Raw genomic sequence first — 13,251 nt, 5'->3', positions numbered from 1 at the left:
TGGTTCAGACCTTTCTTCCGGTAGTTCATGCCGGAGCCAAGATCACGGATCACTTGCGTTCGCCAGCCCTTGGCAGAGCAATAAGCCTCCAGTAGTTCTTGCTGTCTATCCAGATCGGCTTTTTGATCGTGGCTGGATACACGGCAGTAGCAAAGTGTAGGTGCAGCTTCGTTGCTGAATCCCATGAGTTCAGCCACGTCATAATAACGTGTACCGCCTTTGGTCTTTCTGGCTGGGAGCAACTCACCCGTGCTCTCGCACTTTCTCAATCCACTTTCTCAATGTTGAGTGGTCAGTACCCAGCAAGCGAGCGGCTTCACCAATCTTAATTAATCTCTTATTCATAACGATAGATTGTGGTAGGTAATCATAGATTAATCAATACTGTTTCGAACCCTACAGGGAGTCCCAACGGCCACGGTATTTGCAGGGATATCACGGGTCACCACACTGCCCGCTCCAATTACGGCATTATCACCAATAGTAATGCCTGGATTGACGGTAACGTTGGCGCCTAGCCAGACGTTGTTGCCAATAGTGATTAGCTTGCAGAACTCTAATCCGGTATTTCGTACTTCGGCATTCAACGGGTGTCCTGCTGTGCTCAGTGTCACATTGGGGCCAAACAGAACATTATGGCCAATGCTGACTTTCGCCCCGTCCAGAATAGTGCAGTGATGATTGGCATAGAAATTCTCACCCAAGTGGATGTTGTAGCCGTAATCACAAAAGAAAAGTGGCTCAATCCAGGCTTCTGAAACAGTACCCAAAAGTGTGTTAAGGATCTGTGCCTGCATAGTTTTGTCATCAGGTGCTGCCTGATTGAAACGGTGACACAGTTGCTTGGCTTTCAAGCGTTCTTGAGTCAGTTCAGAATCAAATGCCAGGTAATCCAGACCTGCCAGCATTTTCTCTTTTTCAGTCATAAAGCCATCCAGAATATTAGTGCCTTTATAAATTCACATCTAAAGCAGTACTGTAGTTCGTGCTTTCCGATGTTTTATAAGAATCTTCTACTGAACAAGTGGCCTTTAGCCTTAATACTGCTCGTCTCAGGTCATGAAAATAAAATCAGTCAGCATGGGCGGTAGGCTGATAAGTCGACAAGTTTACTGATTTTTACTGTTCGATTTATTCAGGGATTCAACCGCTACAGTACGGTAATGCGTTATTGATGACCCCTGTTTGCTGTAGAACAAACCACGCACGGCATTGTTGAGGTAAGAGAGGGCGGTCAGTTGGCTGAATTCATCGAGTTGTGCTTTTGATAAGGTGACCGAGCAGTCTTTTAATCCGGCATTGATCAGTTTGGCGTTGTCATAACCGGCCTGATGTAACCAGCTTGTGACAACCTCGGGAGTGTTTTGGTAATTCTCATAGCCAACATTGATCCACCAGTGATGATCCTGAATCAGTGATAACAGATCTTTGGTTGTCAGTGAAGGAAGTTTGGATATTTTTTTGATCAGGGGGCGGCCATGCTTTCGGGTGCCGTATTCAGTCATTTCCTGACTGAGGAAAGGAGAACAACCGGGTTTTTCTCCCAACACTTTCACCAGAAAGTGAGAAAAACCATCATTCTGCACCACCGACAATGTGATTTTTCTCAACTCATTGCCGTCGGGTTGAACGTACTGAACCTGATAGTCTGTAGTGGTCAGCCGGTTAAGCTTTTTCCGCAACAAAGGTGTTATATTATTGGTAAAAATACGAAAGCCTTTGGGATAACGTTTGTGGATATCACTGGTGGTCAGTGGATCCAGCTCAGTGGCTGAGACTAAAGGCAAGGGTGTTTTTTTCTCAGGGATCAGGGTGATCTCAGCCTGCAGTAATGAAGTAAAGCTCAGTAGCATCACACATATGAGCACCTGCATTGGCTTCAAGGTAGGTTGAATGAGCCTGGTGATCAGCTCTGGAACGGATGAGAAGCCAGTGTCAGGGATGGCGGAATATTTCATGGTTAAACATAGCTTTTACAGGCTTAATCGACTGAGGATAGACCATTGCAGGGTTTTCTGAATGCTATAGGGTCGCCACTCAGGTCATTTCTCAAGGTAAGCCTGCTCCCCCCTTTAAATATTATCTGGATACTGATTGTGGGAATGATTTTCAAAGCCTCGCTGGGCTGGCTTGCCTGGATAGCCCTGATTTTGCTCTACCTGCTTTCTGTTGCTCCTGTTGCCAACTTATTAGCCAGAGGGCTTGAAATATATCCCCCTGTAGATATGGATGCCTGTAAAAAAGCAGATGCTCTGGTGTTGTTGGGTGGAGGGCGACCCGGGAATTCCCCCGAACTGGAAGGCTATCAGCCAACCCCTTTATCACTGGAAAGGATTCGTTATACAGCCTTGTTAAACCGGGAATGTGATGTGCCTATTTTGGTTACGGGGGGTGGAGAGCGTCCTGAATCAGAAATGATGGTCAGGGTTCTGAAGAATGACTATGACGTTGATGTGACATGGACAGAAAGCGAGAGTATGACGACCTGGCAAAATGCTATTAACAGTAAAAAAATGCTGGGTAAAGAGCTGTCGACGGTTGTACTGATCACTCATGCCTGGCATATGCCCCGGTCAGTATTGAGCTTTAAGAAAGCGGGGTTCAACGTTATACCCGCACCCACAGCATTCACCTGGAAAGAAAATTCCTGGCAGAAACTGTCCTATTGGGTACCAAGGGTCCGCAACCTTAGGGTCAGTGAGTTAGCTCTTCATGAATATCTGGGGTTAACCTGGTATTGGTTGACCAGCCGGTAGGAGAGCAAGGTCATTTGGCAATACCGCCTTTAGTGGCACGGCCTGGGTCCAGAATCTTTTTCAAAGCTTCTTCCGACATGCCGGTTTTTTCCTTGGCGACTTCCAGTACGGGTCGTTTTTCACGATAGGCCTGCTTGGCTATTTCTGCTGCTTGCATATAACCAATCACCGGGTTTAACGCTGTAACCAGTACGGGGTTGCGGCTCAATGTTTCCTTTATATGAGCTTCCTTGACTGTGAACCCGGCAATAGCCTTGTCTGCCAGAATCATGCTGCTGTTGGTAGCCAGAGTGATGCTATTGATCAGATTGTTGGCAATCAGGGGGAGCATGACATTCAGCTGAAAATTGCCGGACTGGGCGGCAATCGCAATGGCTGAATCCAGTCCCATAATCTGGGCTGCCGCCATGGTGACAGACTCTGAGATCACAGGGTTCACTTTACCAGGCATGATGCTGGAGCCCGGTTGCAGTGTGGGGAGTTCGATTTCTCCAAAGCCCGCTAACGGACCACTGTTCATCAAGCGCAGATCGTTAGCGATTTTCATGAGCGATACTGCCACACTTCGAAGATCTGACGACAGTTCCAGTGCTGAGGCGGGCATACTCTGCGCAGCGAAGAAGTTATTGGCAGGTTTAAAGGGCAGGCCGGTGTCCTGACTCAGTTGTTTGCTGACTTTTTCTGCAAAGTCATGATGAGTATTGGTTCCGGTGCCTACAGCCGTTCCACCCAGAGTCAGCTGGTAGAGACGCTCAAGGGTTTGTTTAATGCGCTGCCGGTCATTGGAAAGCAGAGCCATCCAGCCACTGATTTCCTGCCCAAAAGTCACTGGCATGGCATCCATCATGTGGGTTCTGCCAGTTTTTACCGTATGTTCAAGCTCTGCCCGACGCTTTTCCATGACGTCCAAAAGGTGATCCAGTGCAGGCAGCAAGTGCTTATTGACCAATAATGCGCTGGATACATGAATAGCAGAAGGAATGACATCGTTGCTGCTTTGTCCCATATTGACGTGGTCATTGGGCGATATTTTTAACCCTGAAGAACGGTTTACCAGATTACTGATGACTTCGTTAACATTCATGTTACTGCTGGTGCCGGATCCTGTTTGATAGACATCAATAGGAAACTGATCAGCATATTTACCTTCAATAAGGATGTCTGCCGCTTCGATAATGGCCAGAGCATTTTCGTCAGCCAGTAAATCGAGAGATTGATTGGTTCGGGCTGCCGCTTTTTTAATTCGAACAATGGCTTCAATAAAAGGGTGGGGCAAAGGCTGGCCACTGACAGGAAAGTTTTCAATGGCTCGCTGGGTTTGCGCACCGTACAGCGCGCCCTTCGGAACAGCCACTTCTCCCAGGCTGTCTCGTTCAATTCGTACCCCGGATGAGGGTTCTGTTGAGCTGTACATGGCTGTCGACTGTCCCATTATTAGTGCCAGAGTCAAATGTCGCCAGGGCTTTAGCATGATGTTGGAGTTTTTCATTGAATCGGAACCATACCCAGTCCGGATTTCGAATGTGAACGCCACTATCATAGACCTTATACAGCTTATCGGCGGCTGATATTGAAGAATCAGAAATCAATCTTTCATATGAAGGCTATCAAGTCATGTTATCGCTGTATAAAGTCTGTTCTTTTACTATTGAAAAAGATAGTATCCTGCGACTTTTTACTCACCGGATATTAGGATAATGGACGTTCAGGTAGTCGATTATACGGCCACAGATGCGCCTCAGAAATTTGTTGAATCGCTTCGCGAAACCGGCTTTGCAGTTTTGACTAATCACCCGTTGAGTCAGGATCTGGTTCAGTCTATTTATGATAACTGGTTAAATTTCTTTAACTCGCCCGCCAAACAGGATTTTCTTTTTGATCCTGAGAAACAGGACGGCTATTTCCCGCCTGAGGTTTCTGAAGTCGCCAAGGGACATGAGAAGAAGGATATTAAAGAGTATTATCATATTTACCCTTGGGGCCGAATTCCTGCTGATCTGGAATCTGAAATCACAGGTTACTATGAAAAGGCCTCTACTCTTGCAGGTGAACTTTTGGCGTGGGTTGAAAAGAATGCTCCCTCTGAAGTGGCAGAAGGTTTTTCGGAACCTCTTCCCCATATGATTGAAGACACGCCTAATACTTTGCTTAGAGTACTTCACTACCCTCCGTTCACCGGAGAAGAAGAGCCCGGAGCTATTCGTGCTGCGGCCCACGAAGATATTAATCTGCTGACTATTCTGCCTGCTGCCAGTGAACCTGGTTTACAGGTAAAACAAAAAGATGATACCTGGGTTGATGTCCCATCAAAGTTTGGTTACTTGATCATCAATACGGGTGATATGTTGCAAGAAGCATCCGGAGGATATTTTCCTTCCACCAGTCACAGGGTAATCAACCCTGCAGGTGGTAAGAGTGAAAAGTCCAGAATGTCTCTGCCCCTCTTTCTACATCCTCGAAGTGAAGTTGTTTTGTCTGAGCGTCATACTCAGCGCAGTTATCTGATGGAGCGACTAAAAGAACTGGGTGTTGTTTAATCGTTCATTAAACAATAACGCAATAAAAAAGGGTGACTTCAGAGTCACCGCTACTAAAAACCTACGACAATCACTGATTATCTGGGTTTATCTACACCGTCAACACGGCTGCATACCGAAGTATGTCTTACGCCACTCTTGTGTAGGGTTTAAGGTCGAGCTGTAACGTGTCTCGANCTTGCTGTCTATCCAGATCGGCTTTTTGATCGTGGCTGGATACACGGCAGTAGCAAAGTGTAGGTGCAGCTTCGTTGCTGAATCCCATGAGCTCAGCCACGTCATAATAACGTGTACCGCCTTTGGTCTTTCTGGCTGGGAGCAACTCACCCGTGCTCTCCCACTTTCTCAATCCACTTTCTCAATGTTGAGTGGTCAGTACCCAGCAAGCGAGCGGCTTCACCAATCTTAACTAATCTCTTATCCATAATGATGGATTTTGGTAGGTAATCATAGATTAATCAATACTTTTTCGAACCCTTATTCCTGCTGTGGACTATTTGTGATCCCATGAATCTGAAGCGGGATTGGGTCACGTTATGAATTTGTTTTATGTGACGTGGTTCGCATAAATGCAGTATTGGGTTGAGCGATTTTTTCAAGGTCAGTAATCTAACTGTAAAGAAAACGACGGGCTTCTTTATTACGAAATGTAACCGGTTACATGCTGGTGGGTTTTGTTCTAATAGAAAGACTTTCTGCAAGCAACTGAAGCTATAAGCTTGATAAACAATAACAATAAAAAAGGAATGCGGATGAAGACGTTAAAACAATGTCTGGTAGCTGCCAGTGTGGGTCTTAGTGTTGCCGTCACCAGTTTCTCAGCAGCCGCTGATGTTACCCTGAAACTCTGGACCTGGCGTGAACAGGAAAAGCCTCTTTGGGAAGAAGTCTCTAAGCGTCTTGAAGGCGTAGACATCAAAGTCGAAGTGACCGATGCCCAGCAATACAACTCCCGACTCAATGTTGCCTTGCAAAATGGTGGGCCTGATCTTTTTCAGGGACGTCCTGGGGCTTCTTTTCTGGATCAGTATGTTAAAGCGGGTATCGTTAAACCTATTTCCGAAAGTGTTGATTTGAGTGGTCTGGCTCAGGGCGTTATGAATGCGGGTCAGGCATCTGATGGTAAAACCTATGGTGTGCCTTTTGCAGTGCAGACTATCCAGATTCTCTATAACAAGAAACTGTTCCGTGAGTTGGGTATCAAAGAGCCCACTAACCAGGCTGAATTTACTGAGGCTATGAAGAAGCTGAAAGCCGCTGGTAAGGTGCCTCTGGATATCGCCGGACGTGCAGGGTGGTCTCTGGCGATGCTGAATGCAGCGTTGGAAGCAGGCTTTCTGGGTGACGATTTAGACACTATTGCCAGCCGCAAAGATCCTTTCACCAGCGATAAGTATGTAGCCATGCTGGAAGCTTTTGAAAGCTGGAAACCTTACATTAACTCGGCAGCCAGCGGTCAGGATTATGGCGGCATGCGTGTGAATGTTGCTCTGGGTGAGGCCGGTATGATTATTGACGGGCTTTGGTCCACCTCACAGGCGTCTACCATTCGTCAGACTGATCCAGAAGCAGAAATTGGACTGATGCCCGTGCCCGGACCTGCGGGTAAGGTTTATGCCTTCGCTGATGGCGCTTATCTGGTGAATGCTACATCAGCCAATGTTGAAGCAGCCAATAAAGTACTGGCGTATACCGCATCCAAAGAATTTGGACAGCTGTTTGCCGATCTGGTGGGTGAGTTGACCACCTATAAAAGCGGAATCAGCTATAAGAGTGAATATCAGCAGCAGGCAGCAGAATTTATTGCCAGAAATGGCCAGGAATATCTGACTTGGAAAGGCCCTATTAACGTAGCTTACGAAGAAGTAGTAGGTCCTAACTTTCAGGAATTTATAGCAGGTAAGATCAGCGCCAAACAACTGGCTCAGAAAATAGAGACAGGTTTTAAATCCAAAGGGCTCTGATTCTTTCGATTCCTTGTTGTGCACTGGCGGCAGTCTCCCCTTCTGTCGCCCTTTTCCCATCCATAGCTTGAGACTGTTTACTATGAAAATGCGGTTCTATCAGATTCTGTAACTGTCTGTGGTATTTCCAGCTATGAGCCGGTAGCTTTAAAAGGCAGCTTGCTGAACAACAGTCTAGCGACGTATAACAAGAAGAAGTAAAAGATCATGATAACCATTTCTACTCCACGCCAGCGCCTGATGACATTTCGTCAAAAAGAAAAGTTTCAGTATATGATGCTCCTGATTCCGGGTTGCATCCTGTATGGATTATTCAACTTCCTGCCATTGATTGGCACATTTTTCATGTCGCTTATCAGTTGGCCCGGTATTGGTCCCTGGGAGTTTGTTGGAACCGGTAATTATGAAGAGTTATTGACCAATGAGGTCATGCGTGAACGGCTCTTTAAAGCATTTTGGCAGACGCTGTTTTTCTTTGGACTCTGTATTGGTTTCTTTTTGATGGTGGGCACTGTTTTTTCCTTGTTGCTCAGTTGGAATACAGTGGGCAAAAAATATTACAAAATGGTGTTTTTCCTGCCTTATCCTCTGGCTGCAATTGCTATTGCCTTTCTGGGACAGTTGATTGTTGATGTACGAGGCCCGTTGAATCAACTTCTTCAATTTGTAGGAGCCTCTGAAGGCCCTGTTCTCTTTCTTGGTGATGAAAGTACAGCCTTACCGACCATAGCCGCTTTTTATATTTGGCAAAAGCTTGGTTTCGTCATTATGTTGATTCTTTCAGCCATTCTGGGTGTTCGCTCAGATCTTCTTGAAGCTGCCGTATTGGATGGAGCCAATCGCTGGCAGTGTATTCGCCATGTGGTTCTGCCAGTACTAACCCCTGCTTTTATTCTGATTACTATTTTGATCATGGTGGATGTTTTTAATAATGCGGATCTGGTGCTTATCCTCATGGGGCCTGATGCCGGGCCCTATTATTCGACCGATGTAATGGGAACCTTTCAGTACCGAACTGCCTTTGGCAGTAGTGGGGGCTCTGGAGCGGCAGACCTGGGTATGGCGTCAGCCATTGGTATCGTCATCGCTCTGATGATTTTGCCGGGCAGTATTTATCTGGGTCTGAAGAATTTAAGAGATCGCTAAGGGAGTCAACGTTATGGAAAAGATCTTTAAACTCAGGCCCCATGAACAGCTGCTGGTGCAATTTGTTTTGTTAGCCTGGGCTCTGACGATTTTGCTGCCCTTTGGCATTGCTCTGATGAATTCGGTGAAGCCTAATTTGGGAGCTGTTTTAAGAGAGCCATTTGCTTTACCGGAAGTCTGGCAGTTTTCAAACTATGCCAGGGCCTGGGATCAGGCTGATTTCGGCGAGTATTTCTTGAATTCAATGATCATCAGCCTCAGCACTGTCGTGATCAGTGTACTGTTGGCAACCATGGTTTCTTTTGTGTTGGCCCGGCATGAGTTCAGGGGTAAAAGCCTGATTTTTATCTGCTTTATGATTGGGGTGATTATTCCAAGCCGGCTTGCATTACCGCCTATGTTTGTTGTCGTTAAAGAGCTGGGATTGGCTAACTCGCTAGTTGGGGTGATTCTTGTTCAGTCTGCGGTTATGTTGCCGTTGGCTGTTTTCATACTCACGGCTTTTTTCAAAGGGGTTTCCCCGGAAATAGAGCAAGCAGCAAGAATTGATGGCGCTTCACCTTTTCAGATTTACTGGATGGTAGTTCTGCCGTTGGTTAAGCCCGCTATTGCTACCGTTGCTCTATTAGCCTTTGTCTTTTCATGGAATGAGTATATTTTGCCTTTGCTGTTTCTACAGGATCGGGAGTTATACCCGTTAACGCTGGGGATGCAGCAATTCAAAACCCAGTTTGCTGTTCAGTGGCACATGATGTTTGCCGGGCTGATTATCATGATGGCGCCCACCGTAATTGCTTTTCTGCTGGCATCCAGGGCCTTTATTGAAGGGCTCACCCAGGGTGGCGTAAAAGAATAATTAGAAAGATCAGGAGTTATATCATGGCCAGGGTTGAGCTGAAAAATATCAACAAAAAATACGGCGATGTACATGTGCTTCATGACATCAATCTGGACATCAACGAAGGAGAGTTCGTTGTGTTTGTTGGGCCGTCAGGCTGCGGGAAGTCTACTTTGCTGAGAACACTTGCCGGTTTGGAGGAACCCAGTACCGGAGACATTTATCTGGATAACAGGAACGTGGTGAAAGAGGCTCCTGCTGATCGTGAAGTCGCTATGGTGTTCCAGTCCTATGCACTTTATCCACAGATGTCGGTTAGGGATAACATGTCTTTTGGTCTTCGTATAGCGAAGAAGAACAAGGCCGAGATTGATGTGAAAGTTGAAATGGCCGCTCAGTTGCTAAAACTTGATCGTTTGTTGGACAGGAAGCCTAAAGAACTCTCCGGTGGTCAACGACAACGGGTAGCTATTGGCCGGGCTATCGTCCGCAATCCCAAATTATTTCTATTTGATGAGCCACTTTCCAATCTGGATGCCGAGCTACGTGTGGATATGAGAGTTCAGCTTTCAAAGCTTCATGATGAGTTAAAGTCCACCATGGTGTATGTCACCCATGATCAGGTAGAAGCGATGACACTGGCAGACAAAATTGTTGTACTCAGGGACGGCAAAGTGGAGCAGGTAGGAGCCCCCATGCAGCTGTATCATCATCCGGTCAATCAGTTTGTGGCTGGCTTCATTGGTTCACCCAGAATGAATTTTCTGGATGTCAGAGTCATAGATGCCAGGGAAAAGTCAGTGACTGTAGTTCTGACAGGAGGTGATCAATTGACTCTTGATCGGGAAGGCAGTGGTCTGAAGCCAGGCGATGATCTGACACTGGGTATTCGACCTGAGCATATTCATCTGAATGGGACGGGAGATGCCTGCATGAATTTGACGCTGGATGTAGTTGAAAATCTTGGTGCTCAATCTTACGTACATTGCAGCAGCTCCACGATTGAGAAGTGTATTGTGCTGGTTTCGGGTGAAGTCGATCTGCCTGCAGGCAGTGCCACCCGGATTGGGCTGAATGCTCATAACTGCCATTTGTTTGACCCGCAAGGAAATGCAGTCAGAAAAGTGCTTTCACAAGCGTCAGTGGTCCGTGAGTCGAAAGTGGTTTCAATGAGCTGACTAGATCAGGAGTTGCTGAGCGCGTAAACAAAACCACAACAGCCCCTGGATTAAGTCTGTTGTGAGCATGCTAGTCACGCACTATCTATTACACTGATAAATATATCAATGCATACATGGATGGTGTGTGATGGCAGATGTCTCAGGGCCTCAGGGGAGTAGCAGGCCCCTATATACCCCTTCTCCTGTTAAGGGAAGTAATAAGAATACAGTCACTGTTCTGCTGGGCGTTATACTACGAAAAATCAGAAAGGCAGACTCTCAAAGTCTGCCGTCTCTGAAGGCTGAACAAACGAAAAGTCAGCAGCCTCCCCTCAAACCTCCAAAAGATCTCAAGCTGAGAGCGGCAATGAAGGCTGAGGCCAAGCTTTTCATTCAGGTGCTTCCTCAGGGAAATCGATACGCCTCATCACCTGTTCCCAAACCAAGGTCTTCAAAGAGTAAGCCTGTAGATTCCAAACAGCAGGAATCTGGCAAAAGAGAAGTGGAGTCGAATCAGCGCAGTAGGAAGCAGAAGCCACCTGTAGCACCCAGGCAAGGTAAGTCTGCACCCAAAGGACCTGGTCAACCCAGAATTCAGGCAGATGATCTGGTTCAGGGTAGAAATAAGCTGAAAACGGCTACAACCGATACTGCAAAACTAACGTCAGGCAGTGAGCCCTTGTATGCGAACGCCTCATCAAGTTCTAACTATGAGAATGTATCAGGCCGTGAGCCCTTTCGTTACCAGTCTCTGTATGAGAATGTTCAGACAGTCCAGCAAGAACAGCTGCAGAAAGAAAGACCCATACCCAAGCCAAGATCCCGAACAAGTATAAAGCCTGATCAATCTTCAAGTGCTAAAGAGGTTAAAAGTGATCAGCCAAGTACACTGAATCGTGATAGTGCTCCCAAGCCTGCTCCTCGAACTCATCGGAGTCAGTCTCCTGCGGGTTTGGAGCGATCCAGACCGCTTGATACTTACGATGTGCCCCGTGATCAGAAAGTGCCTTCGCATTATGATATTCCGAAAAGGCGTGATACCCCTCAGCAGCCAGAATATGCAGAAATTCAGAGTCGAGCCCCGGAGGTTCATAGCAACCCGGCCTATGGTGAGATTGCTCCCCCCCTGCCTCCAAGAAACTCGGAAAAAAGTAGTCTGGACTCAATCGATCCATCCACAGGAGAGAATCTGTACGAATCGATTGACGCTGACGATATGGAAATACTTGAAAGTATGTTGGCAGCTGAGGCTGAAGAGGTTCACCCCAACGATGCCACTCGATTAGTGCCATTGCTGGGAGATCTGATTAGCCTTCAGGGGGAAATGCAAGACTTGATTAAAACCTTCAAGCAGCAGAGACCACCGAAGTCCAAACCACTTGAATGGGCTGCCCATATCAAGCAAGAAAGCCAGTTAATGAAGCAGCAACAGGAAAGCAAGGGTTTTGACAAGCTGATCAAATCACTAAATTCTTTGATTGCAGGAGAGCTGGTCACTCCTCAGGAAAGAGATAAAGTGAGAAGTCGTGTTGCCAAAATTAATGCAGCTCTCGCCCCGGCTCTAATGACTAAATACGGTTCAGATGGCGCGGGGGAGAGAGTACTAAAAGCCCCGACTGATTAGTCTGCCGGATAGATGGCACCGAGAATTCGTTCACCTGAAGCACCTGTCACTGCGGGCAGGTTGCCCGGCTTTCCTGTCAAAGTTTGTCTGGCTAGCCAGGCAAAAGCTACGGCCTCCACCCAGTCAGGCTCAATCCCCAAAGAGGCTGTTGATGAAACGGGTAGTGGGTTCAATTCATCCTCAATGAGTGCCATCAAATATTTATTGCTGGCACCTCCGCCGCAAACCAGTATTTCTTTGGCAGACGGTGCATATTGGCAGATATCCAACGCAATGGTTTTTGCTGTCAGCAAGGTAAGTGTGGCTGCTACATCTTCTGGCTGTGAGTCAGAAAAATCTTTCAGATGTGATTCCAGCCAACCCGGGTTAAAGCGTTCTCGGCCAGTGCTCTTGGGTGGCGCTTCAGAAAAGTAGCTGTCATTCAGCATGGAATTAAGCAGTTGATCATTAATAGAGCCCGATGCCGCCCATTGACCCTTGTTATCGTAAGGCTGATTGAGATGGTGCTGGCACCAGTAATCCATTAAAACGTTACCGGGTCCAGTGTCAAAACCCGTGACAGGTTTTTGCGAATCCGTTGGTAATAGGCTGATGTTGGACATACCCCCGATATTCAGTATTACCCTGTCTAACGCAAGACTGCTAAAGACCGCTTTATGAAAGGCCGGAACAAGCGGTGCGCCCTGCCCACCTGCTGCAACATCACGGCGTCTGAAGTCTGCTACAACCTGAATACCTGTTAGCTCAGCAATTAAGCTCGGGTCGCCAATCTGAAGGGTAAAGCCTTTCTCGGGACGGTGACGAATAGTTTGACCGTGGCTGCCAATGGCTGTGACCTGATGGGGGCTGAACCCTGCCTTATCTAACAGTTGTTGGATGGCGTTAGCTGATTCTCTGGCAAAGGCGGGTTCGGCTATGGCCATGCGCTCAATCTCGTCGGGGCCAGGAAGCGTCAGGGCAAGAAGTTGTTCTCTCAGGTCATCAGGAAGAGGGTGAGAAAGTGTTTGTATCTGTCGGCAGTTACCTTGCAGTGACTGCTGGGAAGGGGGTTCTTTAAACTCAACCAGAGCGGCATCAATGCCATCAAGGCTGGTGCCTGACATCAGGCCAATAAAGTATTCAGGCATAATCCTTGGTACTGGAGTAGGGAAATGGTCAGGCTCCGCAAAGCCAAAGAGGCATGAGTCCTAGTTGAGAGTCAGAACTCATGCCGTATATACCCATCG

Annotated in this window: 13 protein-coding genes; 7 read left to right on the top strand and 6 right to left on the bottom strand. The window is 47.1% G+C overall.

Features of this window, described 5'->3' with window-relative positions; genetic code table 11:
- From GZ78_RS03210 to GZ78_RS03200, 3 genes are all read right to left on the bottom strand, one after another.
- Positions 1-269: recombinase family protein (locus GZ78_RS03210; RefSeq protein ID WP_201772641.1), on the bottom strand; the 269-nt coding region annotated here is incomplete at its 3' end.
- A gap of 105 nt (positions 270-374) precedes the next feature.
- Entirely contained in the window at positions 375-926 is a 552-nt protein-coding gene (locus GZ78_RS03205) for a sugar O-acetyltransferase (RefSeq protein ID WP_034832721.1), read from the bottom strand.
- Between the two features lie 183 nt (positions 927-1,109).
- The gene (locus tag GZ78_RS03200; RefSeq protein ID WP_236631468.1) at positions 1,110-1,856 is read right to left on the bottom strand and encodes a hypothetical protein; all 747 of its coding nucleotides are present in this window, start codon (positions 1,854-1,856) and stop codon (positions 1,110-1,112) included.
- Positions 1,857-2,102: 246 nt separating this feature from the next.
- On the opposite strand from GZ78_RS03200, the gene GZ78_RS03195 reads away from it, so the two are divergent.
- On the top strand, positions 2,103-2,756 hold the full coding sequence (locus tag GZ78_RS03195; protein ID WP_152558522.1) for a YdcF family protein: 654 nt from the start codon (positions 2,103-2,105) through the stop codon (positions 2,754-2,756).
- A gap of 10 nt (positions 2,757-2,766) precedes the next feature.
- Here the strand turns inward: GZ78_RS03195 and GZ78_RS03190 are convergent, their stop codons facing one another.
- Entirely contained in the window at positions 2,767-4,170 is a 1,404-nt protein-coding gene (locus GZ78_RS03190) for a class II fumarate hydratase (protein ID WP_034834081.1), read from the bottom strand.
- Between the two features lie 283 nt (positions 4,171-4,453).
- Between GZ78_RS03190 and GZ78_RS03185 the strand changes: the two genes are divergently transcribed.
- Positions 4,454-5,293 carry a 2OG-Fe(II) oxygenase family protein gene (locus GZ78_RS03185; protein ID WP_034832717.1) on the top strand — a complete coding sequence of 280 codons (840 nt, stop codon included), beginning with the start codon at positions 4,454-4,456 and terminating at the stop codon, positions 5,291-5,293.
- Between the two features lie 323 nt (positions 5,294-5,616).
- Here GZ78_RS03185 and GZ78_RS30885 read toward each other — a convergent pair whose 3' ends face one another.
- On the bottom strand, positions 5,617-5,718 hold the full coding sequence (locus GZ78_RS30885; RefSeq protein ID WP_407919740.1) for a MerR family transcriptional regulator: 102 nt from the start codon (positions 5,716-5,718) through the stop codon (positions 5,617-5,619).
- Positions 5,719-6,045: 327 nt separating this feature from the next.
- Here GZ78_RS30885 and GZ78_RS03175 point away from each other — a divergent pair, with 327 nt between their 5' ends.
- From GZ78_RS03175 to GZ78_RS03155, 5 genes are all read left to right on the top strand, one after another.
- Positions 6,046-7,257, top strand: coding sequence for an ABC transporter substrate-binding protein (locus GZ78_RS03175; protein WP_034832714.1), 1,212 nt, complete (start codon positions 6,046-6,048; stop codon positions 7,255-7,257).
- Positions 7,258-7,464: 207 nt separating this feature from the next.
- Positions 7,465-8,403 (top strand): carbohydrate ABC transporter permease, encoded by a 939-nt coding sequence (locus tag GZ78_RS03170; protein ID WP_034832712.1) that lies wholly within the window; start codon positions 7,465-7,467, stop codon positions 8,401-8,403.
- Positions 8,404-8,416: 13 nt separating this feature from the next.
- Positions 8,417-9,259: a carbohydrate ABC transporter permease gene (locus GZ78_RS03165; protein ID WP_034832710.1), complete on the top strand. Its 843-nt coding sequence runs from the start codon at positions 8,417-8,419 to the stop codon at positions 9,257-9,259.
- Positions 9,260-9,282: 23 nt separating this feature from the next.
- A complete protein-coding gene (locus GZ78_RS03160; RefSeq protein ID WP_034832709.1) occupies positions 9,283-10,419 on the top strand; it encodes an ABC transporter ATP-binding protein in 1,137 nt (378 codons plus the stop codon).
- A 130-nt stretch (positions 10,420-10,549) separates the two neighbouring features.
- Complete coding sequence (locus GZ78_RS03155) at positions 10,550-12,025, top strand: hypothetical protein (protein WP_034832706.1); 1,476 nt, start codon at positions 10,550-10,552, stop codon at positions 12,023-12,025.
- Here GZ78_RS03155 and GZ78_RS03150 read toward each other — a convergent pair.
- Positions 12,022-13,152 carry an anhydro-N-acetylmuramic acid kinase gene (locus tag GZ78_RS03150; RefSeq protein WP_034832704.1) on the bottom strand — a complete coding sequence of 377 codons (1,131 nt, stop codon included), beginning with the start codon at positions 13,150-13,152 and terminating at the stop codon, positions 12,022-12,024. The genes GZ78_RS03155 and GZ78_RS03150 overlap by 4 nt on opposite strands.
- Positions 13,153-13,251: the final 99 nt, after the last annotated feature.

Origin of the sequence: Endozoicomonas numazuensis (assembly GCF_000722635.1) — a bacterium.
Lineage (GTDB): Bacteria > Pseudomonadota > Gammaproteobacteria > Pseudomonadales > Endozoicomonadaceae > Endozoicomonas_A > Endozoicomonas_A numazuensis.
This window is presented reverse-complemented; position numbering and strand designations above follow the sequence as displayed.

Coding starts and splice junctions, on each gene's coding strand:
- GZ78_RS03190 (WP_034834081.1), bottom strand. CDS start 4,170: ATGTACAGCTCAACAGAACCCTCATCCGGGGTACGAATTGAACGAGAC.
- GZ78_RS03175 (WP_034832714.1), top strand. CDS start 6,046: ATGAAGACGTTAAAACAATGTCTGGTAGCTGCCAGTGTGGGTCTTAGT.
- GZ78_RS30885 (WP_407919740.1), bottom strand. CDS start 5,718: ATGGATAAGAGATTAGTTAAGATTGGTGAAGCCGCTCGCTTGCTGGGT.
- GZ78_RS03205 (WP_034832721.1), bottom strand. CDS start 926: ATGACTGAAAAAGAGAAAATGCTGGCAGGTCTGGATTACCTGGCATTT.
- GZ78_RS03195 (WP_152558522.1), top strand. CDS start 2,103: ATGATTTTCAAAGCCTCGCTGGGCTGGCTTGCCTGGATAGCCCTGATT.
- GZ78_RS03165 (WP_034832710.1), top strand. CDS start 8,417: ATGGAAAAGATCTTTAAACTCAGGCCCCATGAACAGCTGCTGGTGCAA.
- GZ78_RS03155 (WP_034832706.1), top strand. CDS start 10,550: ATGGCAGATGTCTCAGGGCCTCAGGGGAGTAGCAGGCCCCTATATACC.
- GZ78_RS03185 (WP_034832717.1), top strand. CDS start 4,454: ATGGACGTTCAGGTAGTCGATTATACGGCCACAGATGCGCCTCAGAAA.
- GZ78_RS03150 (WP_034832704.1), bottom strand. CDS start 13,152: ATGCCTGAATACTTTATTGGCCTGATGTCAGGCACCAGCCTTGATGGC.
- GZ78_RS03160 (WP_034832709.1), top strand. CDS start 9,283: ATGGCCAGGGTTGAGCTGAAAAATATCAACAAAAAATACGGCGATGTA.
- GZ78_RS03170 (WP_034832712.1), top strand. CDS start 7,465: ATGATAACCATTTCTACTCCACGCCAGCGCCTGATGACATTTCGTCAA.